Origin of the sequence: Geoglobus ahangari, from assembly GCF_001006045.1 — an archaeon.
GTDB lineage: Archaea > Halobacteriota > Archaeoglobi > Archaeoglobales > Archaeoglobaceae > Geoglobus > Geoglobus ahangari.
The window spans coordinates 1,385,322-1,406,652 of record NZ_CP011267.1 but is presented as its reverse complement, the minus strand read 5'-3'; the positions used below and the strand labels follow the sequence as shown (position 1 = coordinate 1,406,652).

At 54.7% G+C, this 21,331-nt stretch carries 29 protein-coding genes; 12 read left to right on the top strand and 17 right to left on the bottom strand.

From position 1 onward, the window contains the following. The first annotated feature begins 27 nt into the window (after window positions 1-27). A complete protein-coding gene (locus GAH_RS08130) occupies window positions 28-2,685 on the top strand; it encodes a bifunctional acetate--CoA ligase family protein/GNAT family N-acetyltransferase (RefSeq protein WP_048096019.1) in 2,658 nt (885 codons plus the stop codon). A 1-nt stretch (window position 2,686) separates the two neighbouring features. On the opposite strand, the gene GAH_RS08125 is transcribed toward GAH_RS08130, so the two are convergent. Next, window positions 2,687-2,932 (bottom strand): hypothetical protein, encoded by a 246-nt coding sequence (locus GAH_RS08125; RefSeq protein WP_048096018.1) that lies wholly within the window; start codon window positions 2,930-2,932, stop codon window positions 2,687-2,689. Window positions 2,933-3,013: 81 nt separating this feature from the next. Between GAH_RS08125 and GAH_RS08120 the strand changes: the two genes are divergently transcribed. Next, window positions 3,014-3,745 (top strand): histone deacetylase family protein, encoded by a 732-nt coding sequence (locus GAH_RS08120; protein ID WP_048096851.1) that lies wholly within the window; start codon window positions 3,014-3,016, stop codon window positions 3,743-3,745. Here the strand turns inward: GAH_RS08120 and GAH_RS08115 are convergent, their stop codons facing one another. Genes GAH_RS08115 through GAH_RS08085 form a run of 7 tightly spaced genes read right to left on the bottom strand, consistent with a single transcriptional unit; the run spans window position 3,746 to window position 8,467 of the window. After that, the gene (locus GAH_RS08115) at window positions 3,746-4,672 is read right to left on the bottom strand and encodes a cobalt-precorrin-5B (C(1))-methyltransferase (RefSeq protein WP_048096017.1); all 927 of its coding nucleotides are present in this window, start codon (window positions 4,670-4,672) and stop codon (window positions 3,746-3,748) included. Next, window positions 4,650-5,264 (bottom strand): precorrin-8X methylmutase, encoded by a 615-nt coding sequence (locus GAH_RS08110; protein WP_048096016.1) that lies wholly within the window; start codon window positions 5,262-5,264, stop codon window positions 4,650-4,652. The genes GAH_RS08115 and GAH_RS08110 overlap by 23 nt, the downstream gene beginning before the upstream one ends. After that, window positions 5,261-6,019, bottom strand: coding sequence for a precorrin-3B C(17)-methyltransferase (gene cobJ, locus GAH_RS08105; protein ID WP_048096015.1), 759 nt, complete (start codon window positions 6,017-6,019; stop codon window positions 5,261-5,263). The genes GAH_RS08110 and cobJ overlap by 4 nt, the downstream gene beginning before the upstream one ends. Further along, on the bottom strand, window positions 6,003-6,683 hold the full coding sequence (locus GAH_RS08100) for a cobalamin biosynthesis protein (RefSeq protein ID WP_245604008.1): 681 nt from the start codon (window positions 6,681-6,683) through the stop codon (window positions 6,003-6,005). Before GAH_RS08100 ends, cobJ begins: the two co-directional genes overlap by 17 nt. A gap of 5 nt (window positions 6,684-6,688) precedes the next feature. Further along, window positions 6,689-7,390 carry a cobalt-precorrin-4/precorrin-4 C(11)-methyltransferase gene (locus GAH_RS08095; RefSeq protein WP_179944073.1) on the bottom strand — a complete coding sequence of 234 codons (702 nt, stop codon included), beginning with the start codon at window positions 7,388-7,390 and terminating at the stop codon, window positions 6,689-6,691. Further along, a complete protein-coding gene (locus tag GAH_RS08090) occupies window positions 7,387-7,977 on the bottom strand; it encodes a precorrin-2 C(20)-methyltransferase (RefSeq protein WP_048096850.1) in 591 nt (196 codons plus the stop codon). Before GAH_RS08090 ends, GAH_RS08095 begins: the two co-directional genes overlap by 4 nt. Then, the gene (locus GAH_RS08085; protein WP_048096011.1) at window positions 7,961-8,467 is read right to left on the bottom strand and encodes an rRNA adenine N-6-methyltransferase family protein; all 507 of its coding nucleotides are present in this window, start codon (window positions 8,465-8,467) and stop codon (window positions 7,961-7,963) included. The genes GAH_RS08090 and GAH_RS08085 overlap by 17 nt, the downstream gene beginning before the upstream one ends. A 118-nt stretch (window positions 8,468-8,585) precedes the next feature. On the opposite strand from GAH_RS08085, the gene GAH_RS08080 reads away from it, so the two are divergent. Genes GAH_RS08080 through GAH_RS08070 form a run of 3 tightly spaced genes read left to right on the top strand, consistent with a single transcriptional unit; the run spans window position 8,586 to window position 10,542 of the window. Further along, window positions 8,586-9,560, top strand: coding sequence for a 4Fe-4S binding protein (locus GAH_RS08080; RefSeq protein ID WP_052747824.1), 975 nt, complete (start codon window positions 8,586-8,588; stop codon window positions 9,558-9,560). A gap of 32 nt (window positions 9,561-9,592) precedes the next feature. Then, window positions 9,593-10,144, top strand: coding sequence for a precorrin-6y C5,15-methyltransferase (decarboxylating) subunit CbiE (cbiE, locus tag GAH_RS08075; protein ID WP_052747823.1), 552 nt, complete (start codon window positions 9,593-9,595; stop codon window positions 10,142-10,144). Then, entirely contained in the window at window positions 10,141-10,542 is a 402-nt protein-coding gene (locus GAH_RS08070) for a sirohydrochlorin chelatase (protein ID WP_048096010.1), read from the top strand. Before cbiE ends, GAH_RS08070 begins: the two co-directional genes overlap by 4 nt. Here the strand turns inward: GAH_RS08070 and cobA are convergent. Then, window positions 10,505-11,209, bottom strand: coding sequence for a uroporphyrinogen-III C-methyltransferase (cobA, locus tag GAH_RS08065; protein WP_048096009.1), 705 nt, complete (start codon window positions 11,207-11,209; stop codon window positions 10,505-10,507). The two genes, GAH_RS08070 and cobA, sit on opposite strands and share 38 nt — an antisense overlap. A 101-nt stretch (window positions 11,210-11,310) precedes the next feature. On the opposite strand from cobA, the gene GAH_RS08060 reads away from it, so the two are divergent. Continuing rightward, window positions 11,311-11,790: a hypothetical protein gene (locus GAH_RS08060; RefSeq protein WP_048096007.1), complete on the top strand. Its 480-nt coding sequence runs from the start codon at window positions 11,311-11,313 to the stop codon at window positions 11,788-11,790. Between the two features lie 24 nt (window positions 11,791-11,814). Continuing rightward, on the top strand, window positions 11,815-12,006 hold the full coding sequence (locus tag GAH_RS08055) for a hypothetical protein (RefSeq protein WP_245604112.1): 192 nt from the start codon (window positions 11,815-11,817) through the stop codon (window positions 12,004-12,006). Here GAH_RS08055 and GAH_RS08050 read toward each other — a convergent pair. After that, the gene (locus GAH_RS08050; protein ID WP_048096004.1) at window positions 12,003-12,821 is read right to left on the bottom strand and encodes a DMT family transporter; all 819 of its coding nucleotides are present in this window, start codon (window positions 12,819-12,821) and stop codon (window positions 12,003-12,005) included. The genes GAH_RS08055 and GAH_RS08050 overlap by 4 nt on opposite strands. Window positions 12,822-12,927: 106 nt before the next feature. Between GAH_RS08050 and GAH_RS08045 the strand changes: the two genes are divergently transcribed. Beyond that, a complete protein-coding gene (locus GAH_RS08045) occupies window positions 12,928-13,218 on the top strand; it encodes a hypothetical protein (RefSeq protein WP_048096002.1) in 291 nt (96 codons plus the stop codon). 33 nt (window positions 13,219-13,251) lie between these two features. Continuing rightward, complete coding sequence (locus tag GAH_RS08040; protein WP_048096000.1) at window positions 13,252-13,761, top strand: GNAT family N-acetyltransferase; 510 nt, start codon at window positions 13,252-13,254, stop codon at window positions 13,759-13,761. Here GAH_RS08040 and GAH_RS08035 read toward each other — a convergent pair. Next, on the bottom strand, window positions 13,758-15,212 hold the full coding sequence (locus tag GAH_RS08035; RefSeq protein ID WP_048095998.1) for a menaquinone biosynthesis decarboxylase: 1,455 nt from the start codon (window positions 15,210-15,212) through the stop codon (window positions 13,758-13,760). The genes GAH_RS08040 and GAH_RS08035 overlap by 4 nt on opposite strands. A gap of 100 nt (window positions 15,213-15,312) precedes the next feature. Between GAH_RS08035 and GAH_RS08030 the strand changes: the two genes are divergently transcribed. Next, window positions 15,313-15,525 carry an antitoxin VapB family protein gene (locus GAH_RS08030; protein ID WP_048095996.1) on the top strand — a complete coding sequence of 71 codons (213 nt, stop codon included), beginning with the start codon at window positions 15,313-15,315 and terminating at the stop codon, window positions 15,523-15,525. Beyond that, window positions 15,522-15,932: a type II toxin-antitoxin system VapC family toxin gene (locus GAH_RS08025; RefSeq protein ID WP_048095994.1), complete on the top strand. Its 411-nt coding sequence runs from the start codon at window positions 15,522-15,524 to the stop codon at window positions 15,930-15,932. The genes GAH_RS08030 and GAH_RS08025 overlap by 4 nt, the downstream gene beginning before the upstream one ends. A 3-nt stretch (window positions 15,933-15,935) precedes the next feature. On the opposite strand, the gene rnhB is transcribed toward GAH_RS08025, so the two are convergent. The 4 genes from rnhB to GAH_RS08005 form a co-directional block, all read right to left on the bottom strand. Continuing rightward, window positions 15,936-16,571, bottom strand: coding sequence for a ribonuclease HII (gene rnhB, locus GAH_RS08020; RefSeq protein ID WP_048095992.1), 636 nt, complete (start codon window positions 16,569-16,571; stop codon window positions 15,936-15,938). A 45-nt stretch (window positions 16,572-16,616) separates the two neighbouring features. Next, window positions 16,617-17,003, bottom strand: a complete 387-nt coding sequence (locus tag GAH_RS08015; RefSeq protein ID WP_048095990.1) for a clan AA aspartic protease — start codon at window positions 17,001-17,003, stop codon at window positions 16,617-16,619. After that, window positions 16,994-17,293 carry a ribbon-helix-helix domain-containing protein gene (locus GAH_RS08010; protein WP_048096847.1) on the bottom strand — a complete coding sequence of 100 codons (300 nt, stop codon included), beginning with the start codon at window positions 17,291-17,293 and terminating at the stop codon, window positions 16,994-16,996. Before GAH_RS08010 ends, GAH_RS08015 begins: the two co-directional genes overlap by 10 nt. 66 nt (window positions 17,294-17,359) lie before the next feature. Beyond that, window positions 17,360-18,658, bottom strand: coding sequence for a signal recognition particle protein Srp54 (locus tag GAH_RS08005; RefSeq protein ID WP_048095989.1), 1,299 nt, complete (start codon window positions 18,656-18,658; stop codon window positions 17,360-17,362). A 39-nt stretch (window positions 18,659-18,697) separates the two neighbouring features. Between GAH_RS08005 and GAH_RS08000 the strand changes: the two genes are divergently transcribed. After that, window positions 18,698-19,654, top strand: a complete 957-nt coding sequence (locus tag GAH_RS08000) for an MBL fold metallo-hydrolase (RefSeq protein WP_048095988.1) — start codon at window positions 18,698-18,700, stop codon at window positions 19,652-19,654. Here the strand turns inward: GAH_RS08000 and GAH_RS07995 are convergent. Further along, window positions 19,587-20,243, bottom strand: coding sequence for a hypothetical protein (locus tag GAH_RS07995; protein ID WP_048095986.1), 657 nt, complete (start codon window positions 20,241-20,243; stop codon window positions 19,587-19,589). The genes GAH_RS08000 and GAH_RS07995 overlap by 68 nt on opposite strands. Then, window positions 20,240-21,322 carry an ATP-binding cassette domain-containing protein gene (locus GAH_RS07990; protein WP_245604007.1) on the bottom strand — a complete coding sequence of 361 codons (1,083 nt, stop codon included), beginning with the start codon at window positions 21,320-21,322 and terminating at the stop codon, window positions 20,240-20,242. The genes GAH_RS07995 and GAH_RS07990 overlap by 4 nt, the downstream gene beginning before the upstream one ends. Window positions 21,323-21,331 lie beyond the last annotated feature (9 nt).

Below are 21,331 nucleotides of genomic sequence, written 5' to 3'. Positions count from 1 at the left end.
AAGTATCTTGAGGTAGAATATATTATCATGGTGGAGCTGTATGATGCCGAGTCTGAAGTGGAGGTCACACTGAAGGACGGCAGTGCCGTCACGCTCAGGCCCGTCAGGAGGGGAGATTTTGAAGACCTGTGCAGGCTCTACACCTCGATGTCAAGAGAATCACTTCTCATGAGATTTTTCACCCTGCCATGTGAGAAGGAGATAGAGGAGTACCTCAGGACTGCTGTCGAGCTCGACGACAGGAGGAAGGGTTTCGGAATCGTTGCCCTTTCTGGAGACAGGATCGTCGGTCATGCCGAGTACAGGGCCAGTGGAGACAGCAGGGCGGAGGTCGCCTTCGTTGTGAGCGAGGACTTTCAGGGCAAAGGACTCGCCACGATAATGCTCGGAGCTCTTGCAGAGGAGGCGGAGAGGAACGGAATAAAGATGTTCGAGGCGTACGTCAGATCGGACAACTACAGGATGGTCGACGTGTTCAAGGACTCTGGATTCCCGGTGAGCATAAGGCCGATGCCCGGTGAGATCTACATAAGCATGCCCACGGCCATAACCGAGGAGGTCATGAGGTACTTCGAGAGGAGGGAGGTTCTGGCAACCCTCAACGCCCTGAAGAGGTTCTTCTACCCGAAGTCAGTTGCGGTGATCGGGGCATCCACGAGCCCCCAGAAGGTCGGAGGGAGGACGTTCTACAACATAATCACGTACGGCTTCAAGGGTGTAGCCTACCCGGTAAACGCCCGCTCGAGAGCTGTTATGGGCGTGAAGGCCTACAGATCTGTCTCCGAGATCCCGGATGAGGTTGACCTCGCCATAATCTGCGTTCCCGTCGATGCCGTCCTCAGTGTGGCTGAGGAGTGCGGGAAGAAGGGTGTGAAGGCGCTTGTCGTCATCACCAGCGGTTTTGCCGAGGTTGGCGGGGATGGAGTGAAAAGGCAGGAGGAGCTCCTAAAGATCTGTCAGAAGTACGGCATGAGACTGATAGGGCCGAACTGCATGGGAATTCTGTGCACAGACCCAGAGATCAGGCTGCACGCGACGTTCGCCCCCAACCCCCCTGTGGAGGGGCACATAGGGTTCGCGTCGCAGAGCGGTGCGATGGGGCTCGCCATAATGGACAGGGCAAACTACTACGACCTCGGGCTCTCCGCCTACGTCTCCCTCGGCAACAGGGCAGACATATCCAGCAACGACCTGATAGAGTACTGGGAGGAGGACGAGAGGACGAGGCTCATAATGCTCTACCTCGAGTCCTTCGGGAACGCGAGGAGGTTCGCGAGAATTGCCAAGAGGGTTTCGAAGAAGAAGCCCATACTGACGCTCGCCTCCGGGCTCACCCCTGCCGGGGCCAAGGCGGTTGCCTCACACACCGGCTCGATCGTGGCGTCATCCGGAATCGCGGTGGAGGCGCTGTTCAGGCAGACCGGCGTTATCAGGGCCAGCTCCCTCGACGAGCTCTTCGCCATATCCTCGTTCCTCCTGCACCAGCCCCTGCCCAAGGGTAGGAACGTGTGCATAATGACGAACGGGGGCGGTCTTGGAGCCGTCACGTCTGACTGGTGCGAGAAGGTCGGCCTCAGTGTCCCAGACCTCAGCGAGGAAACGCAGAAGAAGCTCAGAGCGCTCCTGCCAGACATAGCGAGCGTCAGAAATCCTGTCGACATGACTCCTGCGGCGAAAATGGAGAACTACGAGGCTGTGCTCAAAACCATAGCAGACGATGAGTCTGTGGACGCGATAATAGTCGTCTTCGTTCAGGCCGTCAGCGGTGAGAGTTCAGAGGTCATACACCGGGCGATTCTCTCGGGTGCTGAGTACGCCAACAACCTCGGAAAGCCGGTCATATACATCCACATAAGCGAGGACGCGAGCGAGGGCGTGCTCGGTAACGGGAAGGTGAAGGTTCCCGTCTACATATACCCCAACACGGCAGCGAAGGTTCTCGGCAAGGTCGTGGAGTACGCGAAGTGGAGGATGAGGCCCGAGGAGCCCTACCCGCAGTTCGACGTTGACAGGGGAAGGGCGGCGTCAATAATTGCGGATGCCCTCTCAAGAGGCGAGGAGTGGCTCAGGATGGACAGGGCCTTCGAGCTTCTCAGGTGCTACGGGGTGAGGTTCCCGGAGTACAGGTTCGCCCGGACACCAGAGGAGGTTGCATATGCGGCGAGGGAGATTGGTGGAAGAGTTGCACTCAAGGCCGTGTCGGAAAAGATTGTCCACAAAAGTGACGTCGGAGCCGTTAAGCTGAATCTCACTCCGGAAGATGCATACAGAGCTGCTCAGGACATGCTCAGGAAATTCGGTGATGTTGACGGGTTCCTTGTCCAGAAAATGTCTGAGGGCGTGGAGATGTTCGTGGGTGTCGTGGAAGACCCGCACTTCGGGCCGCTCATAACCTGCGGTGCTGGTGGCACGCTGGTGGAGATATTCAAGGACGTCTCGGTGAGGGTTACGCCAATCACTGAGAGCGAGGCCCGCGAGATGGTTCATGAGCTGAAGTCCTACCCGCTGCTGACAGGATACAGGGGGAGGGAGAAAGTCGACGTCGACTCGTTCATCGAGACGATACTGAGGATCTGCTGCCTGATCGAGGACTTCCCGGAGATATCCGAGATGGACTGCAACCCGGTCATGGTCAGCAGGGACGGCTCTGAGGTCGTGGACGTGAGGATCAGGCTCAGAAAGTGAGCTACCCAACGAGATCCTTCAGGGGGATCTCCTTTCCACAGCTGCAGCAGACCACGAAAACTCCAACGCTTCCCCTGTCCTTCACCTTTATGTCGTCACCCTCCCTGTAGTCGATGTACCACACCGCCCTGCCGAAGTCCGCTCCGCAGTGGGGGCACTTGATGCCAGCAGCCCTGTCCCTGAACCACTTGAGGAGCTCTATTGACGAGACCTCTTCCGAGCCCAGAAGCTCAGACAGCCACGTCATGGTAATGCTGGAAGGAGAAGGGACGATAACGTTTTCGATTTTTTACGGAAAGCTTAAGCCCGTGTGAGCATAGAGTTCAGCATGAAGGTTGTCTTCCACCCCGAGTTCTACAGGGTGTACACCTCCGATCCTGCAGCTGAGGCTGGAAGGATGGAGGCGATTGTCGAGGAGATCAAGGATTACGAGTTTGTTGAGCCTGAGCCTGCTGGAGAAGAAGACATCCTGCTCGTCCACACGCCAAGGCACCTCGAGTGGGTGAAGGGCATGCATGAGGTTTATGGGATTGCTCTTCTCGCAGCCGGTGGGGCGATCCTCGCAGCCCAGATCTCCTTCAGCGAGCCTGCATTTGCAGCAATAAGACCGCCCGGCCATCACGCAAGCCCCGACAGCTCATGGGGCTTCTGCTACTTCAACAACGTGGCCATAGCCGTTAGAAAGCTCCTCGCAGAGGGTAAAATCGAGAGGGCAGTGGTCGTTGACTTCGACCTCCACTTTGGAGACGGCACGGCCAACGCGTTTAGGGAGGACGAGAGGGTCGAGTATTTCCACATGAGCGGGAGAGACGTCAACAGGATAGCGGAGTTTCTTGAAAAGGCTGAGTACGACATAATAGCCGTCTCCGCCGGATTCGACAGGGCAAAGGATGACTGGGGAGGACTGCTTTCGAGAGAGGACTACGTGGAGATCGGCAGGATAATCAGGGATTACTCTGAGGAGAGGTGTGATGGCAGGAGGTTTGCTGTGCTCGAGGGCGGCTACAACCACGCGGTTCTCGGGAAGAACGTCAGGGCGTTTCTGAATGGCTTTGAGTGACTACCCCAGCAGAATCACGTCCACAACTCCCTCGTTGATTTCCCTTGCCCTCTCCAGAACCCTGCTCCTGTAGCCCTCCAGCCTCCTCCCCTTCAGAACCTTTCCCCTGAGCTCCGGCACGGCCCACTTTACGAGCAGAGACGGCAGGCCAACAATGACTATCTCACCATCATGAGCCTTCAGAATCTCGTCTAAATGCACGCCGAAGACGAAAGGCTGGTATTCCCTCAGATTCTCCAGAGCCCACTTCCAGCCCTTCCTGCCCGTCGTAATAGCGATTCTGTCGTACTGCTTTGCAATCTCAACCTTGGTCTCAACCAGCTTCCTGCACCATGGCTCAACAAAGCCCGTTGTCCCGAGCAGAGATATTCCACCAGTAACTCCCATCCTCGCGTTGTCAGTCCTCTCCGCAACCATCTCGCCTGCAGGAATCCATATCCTCACAGAACCGTCGTAGCCCCATTGGTTGCGAGCGGTTTCAACGTTCTCGAGTAACTGCTCCACCACAGCCCTGCTGACGGCAGGCCTGCCCCTCAGCCTTCCAACACCCTCGCCGAACTCAAGATCCTCAGAAACTCTGGCATGAATCTCGATGCCGTCGGTTACGTCAAACTCGTGATCTCCCGAGAACTTCCTCGCCCTCGCGTAACCGTCCTCAGCATCCACCGCAACCTCTACCTCTATGCCAGCAGGCGTCCTGACCCTCACGCTCTCCGTTTCCCCGAAGAGGGAAGATATCGCCCCAACAGCAGCTGCCGTGGCTGTCGTTCCTGTGGTTATCCCCCTCCTGAGCCACCCGTTCTCGGTTAAGATGTACAGCCCGCTCGAGATCCTGCTTTTGACGAAGCCCACTCCATGTATCTCCGCCTGCCCTCTCACCCACTCCTCGGGATAGGTGTAGAGCTCAATCGGATCGCTGATCCTCATAGGCAAGATGCACGAGACCGTTGAATATCGCAACAGCCCAAGTAGACCCTCCCCTCGTCCCCACGGACGTTATGGACGGGACGTCGAGGCTCCTTATGACCTCCTTTGATTCCGCGGCATTCACGAAGCCAACGGGGGTTGCGATCACAACCCTCGGCCTCACTCCTCGCTTTATGAGGTCGGCAAGTGCGAGGGCTGCAGATGGGGCGTTGCCAATGATTGCCATTCCGCCGTCGATCCTGTCTGCAAGCTCATACATCCCGCTCGCTGCTCTCGTCATTCTGCTGCTGCTTGCGTGCTCAACGGCAACGAGAACTTCCCCCCGAAACCTCCTGCGGTTTAGTCCGGCAGCAACCATCTTCACGTCAACCACAACATCCACACCATCCCTTACCGCCCTGATTCCCTCCTCCACGACGTTATTCCTGAATGCTATGAGATTCCTGACCTCCGGATCGCCCGTTGCGATTATGCACCTCTGGACGATCCTTTCCTCAGGAGTCCTTCCTTCCACGTACCTCCCGACTATCCCGTAGCTCTTCCTCACAATCTCATCAGCATCGAGGGTGTAGTTGCCCATGTCCTGCATCATTCCACCTCAAGCTCGTACTTCCTCGAGTACCCGCGGGGGGTGATTATCCAGTTTCCATCAACAATTGACTCAGTGCTGGGGATGATCAGGAGGGTGTGCATGTCCACCACTCCACTCTCAGCCACCTCGCTCGCTCTCATGACGAGAACCTGCTCCCCCTCCCTGCACACGTTCTTTGCAACGCCTACGAAGCAGTCCCCCCTGTACTCAATGACTATCTCCATCGCCCTCCTGAGGTTTCCAGCTCTCCTCCTGCTGGAGGGGTTGTAGATCGCGATTACGAAGTCCCCCTCAAGCGCCTTCCTGAGCCTCCGCTCGATAACTTGCCAGGGGGTGAGCAGATCGCTCAGGCTGATCACAGCATGATCTCCACTTATGGCAGAGCCGAAGAGAGGTGAGGCTGAGTTCAGGGCGGATATTCCCGGAACTATCTCGTAGTCCAGCTCGAGCCCGTTCCTGTACACAAGCTCAGCCACGAGGGATGCGAGCCCGTAAACGCTCGGATCCCCTCCACTGACCAGACTGACCACATGGCCACCGCTTGCGAGCTCAACGGCCATCTTTACCCTCTCCACTTCCCTGCCCATCCCGCTCTCGACGATGCTGCCCCTAACAAGGTGTCTGACAAAGTTCAGGTAGGTTCTGTGCCCGATCACGTAGTCCGAGGACTCCAAGACCTTTCTGGCCCTCAGAGTGAGCATCTCCTCGCAGCCCGGGCCTATCCCGACGACGTAGAGCTTACCTTGCGATGGCAACCGTCACACCTCCGTAAACCCTCTTAGGAAGTACGAGTTTTCTTTCCCTTGAAAAATACAGTGCACACGCCTCGCTGACGCTGTTCAAACCGAGAGCCTTTGCTTTCGAGTCAGACTGCACCTCCACGCTGTTTATCTCCTCACTGCCAAGGTACATCAGCGGCCGTTTGAAGTGGTCTGCCACCCGTTCCATCACCCCGTCCCTCTTCTTCCCCTCCCACGTGGAGATAACCCTGATTTCATCCAGACTCTCCCCGATCTCCGAGAAAGCCCTCTCGATTGCGGAGATGATCTCCTCAGCACTCACCCCCTTCCTGTAGCCAACGCCCACGGAGAGTCCGTCCTCGTACTCCATGGCCGTTGTGATCACCGCCCTCATCCCGAGCCCCTCGAGCCTCATCGCCACCTCATTTCCACCATGGTGGCCTCCAAGCACCGGCACAGCGTACCTCATCCCCTTGTCCACCACAACCACCGCCGGATCCTCCCACTTGCTCCTCAGCAGCCCGCACATGCCCCTGACGACGATTCCAGACGGCATAAGGGCGACGATGACGTCGTAGGCGAGGAGGTCTCCCCACACGTCCTTCCGGTAGAGAACAACCTCTCCCCCGAGGAACCCGGCTATCTTCTCAAGCTTCTCCATATCCTTCTCGAAGCCCACGACTGCTACGCGTATAGTACCGACCTCCTCGCCTGCTTTATCGCCCTGCCAATGATTATGGTGGCCGTCCTCCTTATTCCAGCCTCCCTCACCTTCTCAGCAATGTCGCCGAGCGTCCCCACAATCACGACCTCATCATCCCTGCTCGCCCTGTAGACGACAGCCACCGGTTCATCTTCACCCCTTATTCTCGCAACCCTCCTCGCTATGTCCTCTATCCTGTCAATCCCGAGCAGAATGACGAGCGTGGAGTTCGTTCTCGCAAACTCCTCAATCTCATCCTTCTCAAGCGTTTTTCCGGCGGGTCTGGTTATAACAACGCTCGGAATGTCCGGAGAGGTGAGCTCGCTCTTCAGGGCTGCGGCAGATGCGAAGATGCTGCTGACACCCGGAACAACCTCCACCTCAATCCCCCTCTTCCTGAGCTCGTGTATCTGCTCGTTTATAGCCCCATAAATGCTCGGATCCCCACTCTGAACCCTGACGACCCTCCTGCCACTTTTTACGGCCTCCTCGATCAGGTCAGCGATCTCCTCAAGGCTCATGCCGTAGCTGCTCACCTTCTCCCCCTCAAAATCGGACAGGAACTCCTCGTCAATGAGGGAGCCGGGGTAGATTATCAGGTCCGCCTCCTTCAGGAGCCTGTAGGCTTTAACCGTCAGTAGCTCCGGGTCTCCCGGGCCAAAGCCCACGAAGTGCACCTTCATCTCCACCCCACCACAAGCGTGAAGTAGGACGACTTCTCCTTCGGCTTCCCTATGTACTCCCCATCCATGTACATCTTCTCAGCCTCAACAACCCTGAAACCGAGTTCTTCGAGTTTCTCTGCGATTTCTCCGCTATTTTTGGCCTTCATGACCACAACAAACCTCTCCTCCCACTCGTCCTGAGTCACCATTCTGAGGGGCGCGTCCACAAAGACTCCGATTTTCGAGAACACGGCAGTGAAGCTCGGAACCCCCGGAATCATCTCCACCGGGGCTGATGGATTTCTCCTCCTCACCTCCCGGAAGATGTCCTGAAACGTCGAGAAGAACATAACATCACCGAGAGCGCAGAAGGCCACGTCCTCGCTGATACACCTCTCTGCAAGCTCCTCAGACAGCTCGGCAACAACCTCGTCTGCCCTCCCCATCGGGAACTCCACAACCCTCACATCTCTCCTGTACTCCCTCACAACCCTCTCTGCAAGCTTCCCCGGAACTATGACCTCATCCGCTCCCCTGATAACCTCAACTGCCCTCACGGTGAGGAGCTTTGGATCTCCGGGGCCAATGCTAACTCCGTAGAGCATCTCCAACCACCACGAAGACTGGATTGATCGCCCTGAATGCTATACCGCCGGCAAGCTCGTAGCCATGGGAGGCGCTCACCATAACCACCTCCCTGAAAATTCCGAGTTCCTTCATCTTCCTCACCACCGCAACCGCCACGTCCATCCTCGCGCAGTTTACGACAACCCTCTTGGCCCTGCAGACCTCCAGCATCCTCTCTATCCCCTTGGTTCCCCCGAAGAACACGGCATCAACCTCGTGATCCACCAGAAAGTCGTACCCGTGCGAGTTGACAACCTCCACGTTTGAGCCGGCAAACTTCTGCCTGAGGCTTTCCGAGAGATTTGGGTCGAGCTCAACCGCGTACACAAGCCTGACGTATTCTGACAGAAATTCCGCGACCCTACCGCTCCCGCTGCCTATGTCGGCCACAACCCAATCCCTATCTGGCCTGAGCTTCGAGAACACGACTCCTACGACCTCATCCTTCGTGAACTTCCCCCTCTCCATTCGAGTATCAAATCTGCTTGACGTGAAGTATTAATATTTTGCTATTCTTCACCGGATGAAAACTCCCCTAAGAACTTAGGGAGAATCAATATCTCACATCTCGCCCAGAGATGACACCATGGAGCTGAACGGCGCCAGAAACTTCCTTAATAATCATTTAAGAAGAATCTCCCAGCTGTTCTTCTTTGCAATCACCGCTTATGCGTGGATCAGGCTGTACCTCTTCGTGAGCCACTTCGACTACGGCACGCCATACGTTGAGAGACCCACGTCCATTGAGGCCTTCCTCCCTATAGGAGCTCTCGTCTCGCTGAAAAACCTGATCCAGAACGGGTTCATCGACCCGATCCACCCCGCAGCGCTCGTCATCTTCACGTCAATACTGCTGACCGCTGTCCTCCTAAAGCGAGGGTTCTGCGGGTGGGTCTGCCCGATAGGGTTCATCTCGGAGGTCGTGACGAAAACCGGAGAGAGGCTTACCGGTAAGGTCATGCTCGGAAGCAGATACCTCGCGGTTATCAAGTACCTCCTGCTGGCGTTCTTCCTCTACCTGATCCTGCCGATGGACGCCGCCTCAACGGCCGCGTTCCTCTTCTCCCCATACTGGGCGATAGCAGACGTGAAGCTGCTGGACTTCTGGCTGAAGCCCGGAACGCTGACGATCCTCGTGACGGGGCTCATCGTTATCGCAACGCTTTTTGTAAGGAACGTGTGGTGCAGGTTCCTCTGCCCCTACGGTGCCCTCCTCGCACTGCTCTCCTACCTGTCACCAGCTTCAATAAAGAAGAGTGATTGTGTTGGGTGCCTGAGGTGCGATGAGACCTGCCCCTCCGGGCTGAAGCCGAGTCAGGTTGATGAGATGAAAAGTCCGGAGTGCATAATGTGCTTCGAGTGCGTGAAATCATGCCCCTACGGCTACCTGACTCCAGCAATAGCCGGGAAGAGTGTGAGAAAAGAGCTCTACGCCCTCGCAATTGCAGGAATAATATTCGGGTTCTTCGTGGTGGCCAAGCTCACGGGTCACTGGGAAACAGCCCTGACGTACGCGGATTACAGAAAGCTGATGCCGATCCGCCACCTCATATCACACTGAAAACTTTATATTGTGTCCAGAAAACTTGACACGTGCTCTGGGTCGTGGGAGTGGGTCTCAGGGAGGAACACATAACAGAGGAGGGCAAAAAAGCAATATCGAGGGCAGATGTTGTTTACGGGAGTAGGAGGGCAGTAGAGGTGGCCAAGAGGTTCATCAGAGGAGATATCAGAGTTATGGAGAGGTTCGGCGAAGAGGTCTACAGAAAAATAGAGGAAGAGGGGAGAGAATCGGAGATTGCTGTTCTCTCCACCGGAGACCCGATGATTGCCGGCATGGGGAGGTTTTTCAGAAATGCGAGGATTGTGCCGGGAATTTCGAGCGTGCAAATCGCTCTTTCAAGGCTCGGGGTTGATCTGTGCGATGTCGTTGTTGTAAACGCCCACAGCAGGAACGATGTGAAAGCTGTGCCGGGGAGGAACCTGCTCATTCTCGCGAGGAAGGGAGTCAGGGTGGAATTTCCCGGTAAAAGGATCGTGGTGCTCGAAAGGTTGTGCAGCGAGGATGAGAGGGTGTTTGAGGTTGATGGGAACTTTCTGGTTGAGGACGACTACACGATAGTCTTTGTAGAGGTGGTGGAATGAGGAAGGGTCTTGTTATTGTAGGGCACGGCAGCCAGCTCCCCCACTACAACAGGGTGATGGAGCTGCATGCAGAGAGGATAAGAAAGTTCGGGATATTCGACGAGGTGGAGATCGCGTTCGTGGCGAGGAACAGGAAGCCCTCGCCAGACGAGGCCGTGAGGGGGATGGACTGCGACGTGGTGTACCTCGTGCCCCTGTTCATCTCCTACGGTCTGCACGTAACGGAAGACCTGCCCGACTTCTTCGGGTTCGAGAGGAGAGAGGGCGTGAAGGAGGGCGAGTTTGACGGAAAGAGGGTGATCATCTGCGAGCCCATAGGGGAGGACATCTTCCTGACCTACGCGGTGCTGAACTCCGTGTTCAGGGTGGGTGAAACCTCCCGGCAACCCTCCCGATGATCACGAGCACCGGCCCTGACATTTCCGCCTCGGCAATTTTTTCCCCAATGTTCCTGAGGATGCCTGCAACAGCCCTCTGATTGCTCATCGTGCCATTTTCAACCGCAACAGCAGGCGTTTCCGGGTCAACGCCAATCTCCACAAGCCTTTCAGCCACGACATCCATCCTGTCCCTGCCCATCATAACGACTATCGTTCCCCCGAGGATCGTGCTGAGCGATAGATCCTCCCTGCCGGAAATGACTGTGAGAGAGGACGAGAGAGCCCTGTCCGTCAGCGGAAGGGAGATAGAAGCCGGGACTCCGTTAACCGAGCTGACACCCGGTACGATCTCGAAGGGTATGCCGTGCCTTCTGAGAAACTCGATCTCGTCCCCACACCTGCCAAAGATCAGCGGATCTCCACCCTTGAGCCTCGCAACAGTCCTTCCGGCTTTAGCGTGCAGGAGCATGAGCTCGTTTATCTCATCCTGCCTGACTCCATGCCTCCCCCTCTTCCCCACGTTGATGATCTCCTTTCCGAGCTTCTCGAACCTCTCAATCAAAGCTCTGCTCACAAGGGCGTCGTGCAGAATCACGTCAGAGCTCTCGAGCGCCCTCATTCCCTTAACGGTTATGAGCTCCGGGTCTCCGGGGCCAGCGCCGATTATGTAGACCTTCCCAACCATTCGTGTTGGGGAGAGAGCAGAGGATATAAAAATTTACTTAAAAGCAATCAGCTTTTCTTGTTTTACAGAAAGTGTTAAGTGTTTTGTAGGAGAGGGTGGGCATGGACTTCAGAAAAGCCGGACTCGCGCTCATACTGGCAGGGGTCATTGTCATCGCGGCATCATTTTTGATGCCCAGACAGTCAGAGCTGAGCGTCACCAAGGTCATAGAGGGCGATGAGGCCGTCAGGATGGTGGAGTCAATCCACATAGGGAAGTTCGACGTTGAGAGCGCGGCGATCGTGGAGTTCAACGGAGGGGAGATGAGGGTGTGGATTGCACGTGCCAACAGCACCGACTTGGCTCGCGTTCTGACAGAGAAGATGGCGGAAAACGTTGGAAAGTTCTTCTCGAGCCCGGAGAAGGTGAGCGTTGGTGGTCTGGACACCTACAGGGTCTACGGCAACGGCAGGGTTCACTACTTCTTCAGCTTCGAGAACGCGGTTGTGTGGGTTGAGTTCGAGAGCAGGGATGAGGAGTACCACATGCAGGTCATCAAGAGGCTGTTCCTCGAGGGAGAGATGGAAAAGTATATTAATTAACGTCGTTTACTCCAGAACGTGCCAATGGAGATTTCCGGTGCAAGGGCGCTGAGATGTGACGTTTGCGGGAAGATAGTGAAGGAGCCCATGTTCGTCAAGACCTGCTGCAACAACAAGCCAAGGGCGTTCTGCAGCAGACAGTGCTACGACAGGTGGAAGAGGGAGTGGCTCAGAAATCAGGAGCAGCTTAAAACGAGAGGGAGAGCCCTGCTCTAATCCACCTTTGCCACCGCGATGAATATCCCGAGCAGAATCACCGAGAGGTAGATGTAGGCCTCAACCGTAAGCTTCTGACCGAGAATTAGGGCGGCGAGGATTGTGGAGCCCACAACCTCCCCCAGAACGCTCCCCGTTACAGTCACGACCTTCATCCTCCTTATCAGGTAGTTGAGTATCGTGTGGCCCGCAGACATCGGTATGATCGCGAGCAAGGCAAAGTACGTGAACGTCTCGAGAGAGTAGCCGGTGAGAGCGTCTCCCCTCAGCACAGCAAATATGCCAGCGAAGATTGCCGCGGTTATGTAAGTGGAGACCACGTACTCCCCAAAGTTCTCACCTGCTGAGAACTTTGCGGAGACAAAGTACACACCACCGGCCACCGCCCCAATAAACGCGAGCGCAACGCCGACTGGCTCTGCGTAGTAGTCAGCTCCGCTCAGCATGTAAATGCCCGCTATCGCCACGAGTATCCCGAGCACCTCCCTGAGCCTTACCCTTTCCCCGAGAAGGGACGCGAAGATCCCGGAGAATATTGAGTGCGTGCACACTATCGCCGTGCTGAGCGCAACGGAGGCGTGGAAGAGGGATTCAATCCATGCGGACATGTGAAGCGCGAGGGCGAAGCCCGAGATCAGCGAGTACCTCATGACCCTCCTTGCTGGAAGTGTTCTGTAAATTGCGAGCATTATCAGGGAAGAGATCAGGAACCTCCAGAAGCTCGCTGCAGTTCCGGGGGCACCGGCGAGAACCGCGAGTATGGAGGCAGATGAGACCGCCATCACCGCAATGGTCAGGAGGAGGTAGTTAATCATCGGCCATAGTCTGGATGACTGCTTAAAAACCATAGCCCTCCCGGTGATTTTGAAGAGGTGAACAAAACCAGAAAAGGTATTTTATTAGCCCCGCTTAGCTTTCAGGGTGAAGTGCGTCATAGTTAGGGAGAGACTTCACAGCTACGCCAAGGAGCTCGAGAAGGGCGCTGACTGGGACATCCCGTTCGTCTCAGTCGAAATACGGTCATCCAGCCCGGAAACCTATGTGAGCTGGTGCAACGAGATGGAGAAGCTCGAGATAAACTCCGTTAGAGGTGAGGCTGGGGACGAGTGGATCGAGCTCGTCGTGAAAAGCAGGGACAGCTCGGTGAAGATAGTTTTCAACGGAGACCTCGCGAGAGAAATAGGGAAAGTAATCAGAATGATAAGGGAGTAGAAACCTTTTTTACGATCCAAGTAAAATTCTGGCATGGATTTCGAAATTTCCGATCGGAAGATCAAGCTGAAAGTGGATGGAAAAACGGTCTCATGGCTGAACTATGAGGCTGAAGAGGGCAGGATCCACCTGATAGACACCCACACCGCCGAGGGGTTCGGTGGAAAGGGGTATGCCGGACAGTTGGTGGAGTTCGCGTTGAAGTACGCCGAGAGATTCGACGAGATTCTCATCTCCTGCCCGTACATAAAGAGGTGGATCGAGAAGAGAGGCTACAGAAGCGAAAGGATCAAGTTCACCGAGCTGCTCAGGTTCAAGGAGGAGACCGAGGTGTTCAATCGCTACCACGAGCCAGAAGCTGTCGCGAGGTATGCGGGATACGAGGACGGACTCGTGAGGGTCAGGTTCTCAGGATACATGTGCACGACGTGTGGAGTTTACGACTACTTCGAAGACCTGATTCAGGAGGTCGATGCGGAGATTGTGGATTACAAAGAAGATGATGAGGGGTTCCTTGTAACATACCGGCTGAATGGGCTTTAGCCGAATATCAGCCTCTTTATCTCATCCCAGTACCCATCCACCTTCCTCTTAGTTTCTTCATCCATCTTGACGACGTCCGGCCACTCCCTCTCGTAGCCTTCTTCCCTCCACTTCTTCGTCGCGTCAATACCCAGCTTTCCTCCGAGGTTTGGTTTGTAAGACGCGTGATCAAGGCTGTCGAGAGGTGAGTCCGGGATAACCACCACATCCCTCGCAGGATCGAACCTGCTCGTAACAGCCCAGATGACCTCATTCATGTCGTGCACATTCACATCATCATCCACCACAATCACGACCTTGGTCAGGCTGAGCATCCCCGTGCCCCATATCGAGAACATGACCTTCCTCGCATGTCCCGGATAGCGCTTCTTTATGGAGACTATTGCCAGATTGTGGAATGTAGCAGAAATGGGCAGGTTCATGTCCACGATCTCGGGATGGATCATCTTAATCATGGGCAGAAAGATTCTTTCAGTTGCCTTTCCAAGCCACGCATCCTCCATCGGGGGCTTTCCGACCACTGTAGCATGATAAATCGGGTTCTCACGGTGGGTTATGCACTCAACGTGAAAGACTGGATAAGGCTCGGGTGGGGTGTAGTAGCCGGTGTGATCGCCGAAAGGCCCCTCAATTCTGAACTCGTCTAGCTTCACGTAGCCCTCAAGCACGATCTCAGCAGTAGCAGGAACCTGCAGATCGACAGTCTCGCAGTCAACCATCTTCAGCCTCTTCTTTCTGATGAAACCTGCAAACATGAACTCGCTCATGTTCTCTGGCAATGGAGCGGTTGAGGCGTAAAGCGTGGCGGGATCGACGCCAATCGCAACCGCAACCTCTAACCTGTCCACTCCCATCTCCTTCAGCTTCTTGTAGTGCAGGGCTCCGTGCTTGTGGATCTGCCAGTGCATTCCCGTTGTTCTTTCATCAAAAACCTGCATCCTGTACATTCCCGCATTCAATACGCCAGTCTCTGGGTCCTTGGTTATCACAACCGGGAAAGTTATGAACCTCCCGCCATCCTGAGGCCAGCACTTCAGAATCGGAAACTTCAGCAGGTTGGGGTTGTGATCCACGACCTCCTTAACCGGCCCGCTCCTCACCTTTTTGGGGATGAAGCTCACCAGGTCTTTTGCAGAGGACAATGCCTTGAGGCCGTCGAGAACTGATTCGGGCTTCATTCTCGCAAGCTCAACCAGCTTTTCTCCAATGCTCTCAAGCCTGTCAGTCTCAAGGGCGAGCTTGATTCGCCTTTCACTCGCAAAAGCGTTTATCAGAACCGGAATGTCATAGCCCTTTGGATTTTCGAATAGCAGAGCCTTCCCGTTCTGCTTGACAGCCCTGTCAGCAATCTCGGTGATTTCGAGCTCAACGCTAACCTCTCTGCTTATCCTCGCCAGCTCGCCCTCCTGCTCGAGTCTGGCAATGAATTCTCTGAGGTCTTCGTAGGCCATGGGAAATTTTTGGTAGGAGAGTTATAAATGTTGTCGAATGCATTTCGAACCTATCTGCCAGCAGAACAGCTTAAATATTTTCGTGTACAACACACGAAATATGAAAACAATAACAATATCGGATGATGTTTACGAGAAGCTTCTCAGACTTAAGGGAAAGAAGAGCTTCAGCGCAATCATAGACGAGCTGATATCAAGAAACGTGGAAAAGAGGGTAGATCTGCTCATCAGAGCTTCGGAGGAGGCGGGATACGAGGAAGAGCTGGAGAAAGTATCCAGAGAGATCAGAAAGAGCTTCAGGGTGAGACTTTGAAGCTTCTGCTTGATACCTCATTTCTAATAGAGCTCAAAAAGAGAAACAAGAAGGCAATCAGAGCGCTTGAGGAGCGGAAAAATGCCTGCGAAGACCTGCTGGTGAGCGCAATAACTGTCTACGAGCTCATGGTTGGTGCGAAGTTTGTTTGGAAGAAGCACGGAGACGCGAAGGAGTTCATTAAAATAGGTGAGATGCTGAAGGCGCTGACGAAAGTGCCGGTTGATGAGAAAGTTGTTGAGAGAGCAGCCGAGGTTAGGGCGACGCTCATGTTAAAGGGCATAGACGTTCCGGACATAGACATTCTCATAGCCTGCAGCGATCCAGACTGCGAGGTGCTCACATTCGACAGGGACTTTGAGAAGCTGAAGGAAGTGGGTATAAAGGTCACGGTGCTCGATAGATAACAATCAGAACTCGAACAGGCTCCTCTGCTTCAAACCCTTCATCATCCTGTCAACAGTCTTCCACTTTCTCCGGACTATGTCCGGAACCTCACCGTCTTTCAGCCTCTCCTCCAGCCACCTCCTCGTTCTCTCGTCCGAAGCGTACCCACTTCCAAAATCGCCGTGCTCCTCCTTCAGCCTTTCAACCATCTCATCTCTGAGGCACTTGGCCATGATCGATGCCGCGGCAACAACAGGCTCCTCCTCGCCACAGTGCTTCGCAACGATCTTGCATCCCGTCATCTGCTCGAGCTCTCTCGCAAGCCTCTCGGGCTTCACGTCGAAGCTGTCCACGAAAGCCACGTCCGGGTTGAGCTTCGAAATTATTCTGACGCATGCCTCCTTCAGAATCTCGTTTATCGTCTTCTTCTCCATCATTCTGTCGAGCTCTGCCGGCTGAATCACTATAGTCTCCCAGTCGAGCAGTTCCTTCAGCTTTTCAGCAATCTCCTTCCTTCTCTTAGGTGTGAGCTTCTTCGAATCCCTGACTCCAAGCTCAGAAAGCTTTTTCAGCAGCCCCTCATCACACGCAACACCGCAAACCACAAGTGGGCCAATAACCGGGCCCTTTCCAGCCTCGTCAATTCCTGCAATTCTCATTCGAAAGGGTTCTGGTGTGATGGAAGATAAAACTATTGTTGGCTTTTAGCACTGGTCGATGGAAACCGAAGCTGCACAGTAATCGAGAGTTATCCTGAACCCTCTGAGAAATTCGGCCCCCAAAACCACTTCCTCAACATTTTCCGACGTTTCGATAAACCCATCCCTGTAAGTGTTGAGGGAAGTCACAATTATCCTGCCAAATGCTCCAACAGACTTTATGAGTCGCTTGTCCGGCATTAACAGATTTCGCTCGATGAGCTTGAGTTCGCTGAAACGGGCATTTCTGAACACCTCCTCCGGAACGATTGCGAATCCCTCGAAGCCAGTATCAATCAGTGCAAGAACGCTGCCATCTTCTGGGAATGACGTAGAAAGCAGGGGGTTTTCTATGCGAATCTCTATCAGCGGTGTGCCATCGACTATCTCCATCCTCTCCTCACCACGGGCTTTACCGGCTTTGAGGACAGAATGGTTACTTCTCTCGGATCTATCTTCTTTGCTTTCAGGATTTCTGCCAGCTCTTCCAGATTTTCTGCCTCTGCAACCTGCTCATCTCCCTTAAAAGCTCTGAAAACTGTTTTACGTTCTTCAATTTTTGAGAAGTATAGTCTGAGAGCTTGCTCTATGACTTTTGACAGCGCTCCTTTACCACCATTCCTTGCATGCTCTCTCAGCTTCCTCTCAATTTCATCGTTCAGAGATATCGTAATTGTACCCATATAATTAAGTAGCATTTAATTAATACTTAAATATTTCCAACCCAGAAAAAAGATGGTGACAAGACGTCAGAACCCCATCTTCAGCCCCTTCATCGGCAGCCTGCCCTTCTTCATCCTCTTCATCAGGCTCTTCATGGTGTTGTAGTACTTCAGCAGCTCCTTGACCTCCTGCGGAGATGTTCCGCTGCCGATTGCTATCCTCTTTATCCTCGAGCCGTCTATGATCTTCGGGTTTAGCAGCTCCTCTTCAGTCATCGAGTCCATTATCACCCTGAACCTCTTCATCTTCTCCTGAGTCATCTCCAGAGCATCGTCGTCAACCTTCACAGACATGCCCAAGGGGAGCATCTCGAATATCTTCCTTATCGGCCCCATCTTGTTCATGGCCTCGATCTGCTTGTAGACATCCTTCAGCGTGAACTCACCCTTGAGGAATTTCTCCGGATCGAGCTCTTCCTCCTGAGTTATCCGCTCTATCTTCTCCAGCAGCGCCTTTATGTCTCCCATCCCGAGGAGCCTCGAGATGAAACCTGCAGGATCGAAGCGATCCAGATCATCAACCCTCTCTCCAGAGCCTATGAATGCTATGGGTATCTGAATCTGCCTTGCCGCGGATAGAGCGCCTCCACCCTTGGCGGTTCCGTCGAACTTTGTGATGATTATCCCGTCTATGCCTATCGCATCATGAAACGCCTGCGCCTGCTTTGACGCGAGCTGGCCTATTGCAGCGTCAAGCACCAGAAACTTGTAGTCCGGCTTCGCGACCTTCTCGATCTCGACCATCTCCTTTATCAGCTCGTCCTCGAGCGCGTGCCTTCCTGCGGTGTCGATTATTATCATGTCGTAGTCCTTGAGCTCCTCAAGCCCTTTTTTGACGATCTTTACCGCGTCCTTCTCCCCCTTCTCGCCGTAAAAGCCAACACCGATGCTTTCTGCAAGCTGCTTGAGCTGGTCATAGGCAGCGGGCCTCCAGGTGTCTGCCGCTATTACGGCGGTCTTCATTCCCCTGTCCTTGAAGTACTTGGCGAGCTTTGCCGTTGTTGTCGTCTTACCGCTCCCCTGCAGACCGACGAGCATTATTCTGGCCTTCTCGAGGGGGATCTCAAGGCCCTCTCCAACCCCCTTCAGAAGCTCCTCGTAAACGATCTTGATGATGTGCTCCCTCGGATTCAGGCTCTTCAGGGGCTCATCGCTCAGTGCCCTCTTCTTGATGGCGTCGGTTATCTCCTTAACCTGCTTTACATTAACATCAGCCCTGATCAGGGCCCTCTGAATATCCTTAACAACCTCATCAACGAGGTGCTTGTCAATTGAGGATGACCTTGCGATTTTTCGCACAACATCCTTGAGAGCGTCAAGAGCCATGAGGTAAGGTTAATATGTCAAGTTATAAACTTTCCTTAGATGGAGGTCAGAGTTGCCAAGGTTTACAACCCCTATCCGGCTGGAGAGACGAACGTTTACATAATAAACGACGAGCTCGTGTTTGATTCTGGAATAAACCTCCCTCAATCTGTTGACATGCTGAAAAAAGCTTTGAGCGATGCAAACCTCGACTTCGAGGGTGCCAGACTCGTGATCTCGCACCCCCATGCAGACCACTTTGGCTCGGCATACCTGTTCAGGAACGTGATGGCCCATGAGAACGCGTGCCACAAGCTCTACGACGCGGAGAAAAGATACTTCGAGCTCGTCTACGCCCACTTCGGCCTTGAGGGCATGCCCGAGGCACTTGCGGAGAAGATGAGAGAGAGGGCGGAGAAGAAGTACGCCGGGCTCGTAAAACCATGCACGTGCTGTGGGAGGGTTGGCGAGAAAATTGAGGCGAACGGTGACGTGCTGGACGTCATCCACGTTCCCGGGCATTCCTACGGCCACATAGCCCTCTACCACAGGGAGAGCGGTTCGCTCTTCTCGGGAGACATACTGCTGGACGGCATAACACCCAACCCCGTGATAGAGCCGCTGAACGAGTTCGAGAGGATGCCCGTTCTCGAGCAGTACCTGAACACGCTGAAGAAGCTATACGGGCTTGAGGTGAGCAGGGTTTACCCGGGGCACAGAGGAGTGATAGAGAACCACAGAAAGGTGATTGAGGAATACGTCAGGAGCTTCGAGAACAGGAGCTTTCAGGTTCTCGAAATTGCGGATGAAAAGACCGCATTCGAGATCGCCACGACGCTCTTCGACGACATCAGGCAGCTCTTCCTTATAATGTCCGAAACCATCGCTCAGGTGGACTTTCTCGCAAACAGGGGATTTCTGGAGAGGGGAGACGACGGGAGGTACAGAGTTACAGCAGAGAGAAGAGAGCTCGAGGAAGAGTGGAGAGGAATAAAAGAAGAGATATTCCGAGCATGACGAGACTCTTTCCATCAGGCCTCCTGACAGTGAACACCGCACGGTAGCTGAAGGATTTCGAGTAAAGCGCCTCGGACATGTTCAAAGCTCTCAGAACTGCTGTGGAGATGAGCGCCCTCATAACCCTCGCGTACCTCCCGATCCCTTTACCCTCGGTGACGAGCCACACGTTTTTCAGGTCGCTTGCAAGGAGCGGAAGCGTCGCGACAGCCATCTGAACGACCACCACAAACCTCTCCGGAACTCTAAGGAAGATCATCGCACCTCCAACCTCGGATGTGCTTGACGAGTAGACTACAGCCCCTGCAGAGATTACCCCGGCAAATGCCAGTGCGGAGGAGAGGGAGTACTCGAAGCTGAAAAACGCGCCCGAGATCAGGACGAGGAGCAGGAATGGGGACAGCGCGACGATCAGCCTCAGGTTCCTTCCTGAGGAGAAGTAAGTGGAGATAGCTATTGCCGAGAGGGAGTAGAGGGGGCTGAAGCCGGAGGTGTGGATGGCTAAGGAGAGGAGGATCGCTGAAAGGAGGGAGCACCTGCCCTCCAGATCTCCTTCCCTGAAGCCCCTCACAAGGCTGTCGAGGATCAAAGCTCCACCACCCTGTCACACTTCTCTGCAAGGCTCTCGTCGTGTGTTGCTATCAGCGCGGCCTTCCTGTACTTCCTGAGCAGGTAAACGAGCCTATTCCGGAAGTTCACGTCCTGTCCTGCTGTTGGCTCGTCCAGAAGGAGAATATCGTGCCTGAATGCCCTCGCCAGACTCACCCTCCTCATCTGACCCTGGCTGAGGGACTGGGGATGCCTGCCCTCCAGCTCCTCAAGCCCGAAGTCCCTGATGAGCTCTCCACTCCCCACCTCCTCGAGAACCGTTCTGGAGGTGAGGTGGTAGCTGGGATTCTGCAGGGAGATGCCGTGGGCAATCCCCTGCCTCCTCATCTCCTCCGAGACCCTCTTGAGCAGCGTTGTCTTCCCCGCCCCGTTGTCGCCAACAACCGCAACCAGCTCCCCCTCCCTGAGCACAACTGAGCCCTGAAAGACCACATCACCCACGTCACCGCGAATCTCAGGGAGCTCATCAACCCTCATCCCAAAGTCCAGCCTCTCGGGAAAGCGCTCGGAGAACTCGATGCGGTGGTCGGAGATGATGACGAATGTGTCCTCGAGGATCTCAAGCAACTTCTCCACGTTTCTCCTGCTCAAATGGGCAAAGGGCTCGTCCATGAGCACAACCCTCCTGCCGGAGAGCATGGCCGAGAGTATCTCGACAATCTGGAGCTCGCCAGTTGAAAGTTCGAACGTCATTCTGTCGAGGAGGTGCGCCACGCCCATCTCCTCAGCGAGCTCCCTTGCGTCTGTTCTCGCGTCCCTGATGCTGGTGCCGAGCTGAACCGCTGGGAAGATGAGCTCGTCCTCGACTTTCAGGCATGTCACCTGCTCGGCCGGATTCTGCATGATGAAGTACGCGATCTTGGGAGATGGCTTCTCCCCAAAAACTCTCACCCTGCCAGCGAACTCTCCACCATAGAAGTCCGGGATCATTCCGTTGAACGTCCTGAGCAGCGTGCTCTTCCCGCTCCCTGTGGCTCCGGAGATGAAGCAGCTGTCCTCAATAACCCCCTCCACCCCGGAGATGGCGAGGACTCCGCTGGGATAGCAGTACCTCTCCACCCTGAACTC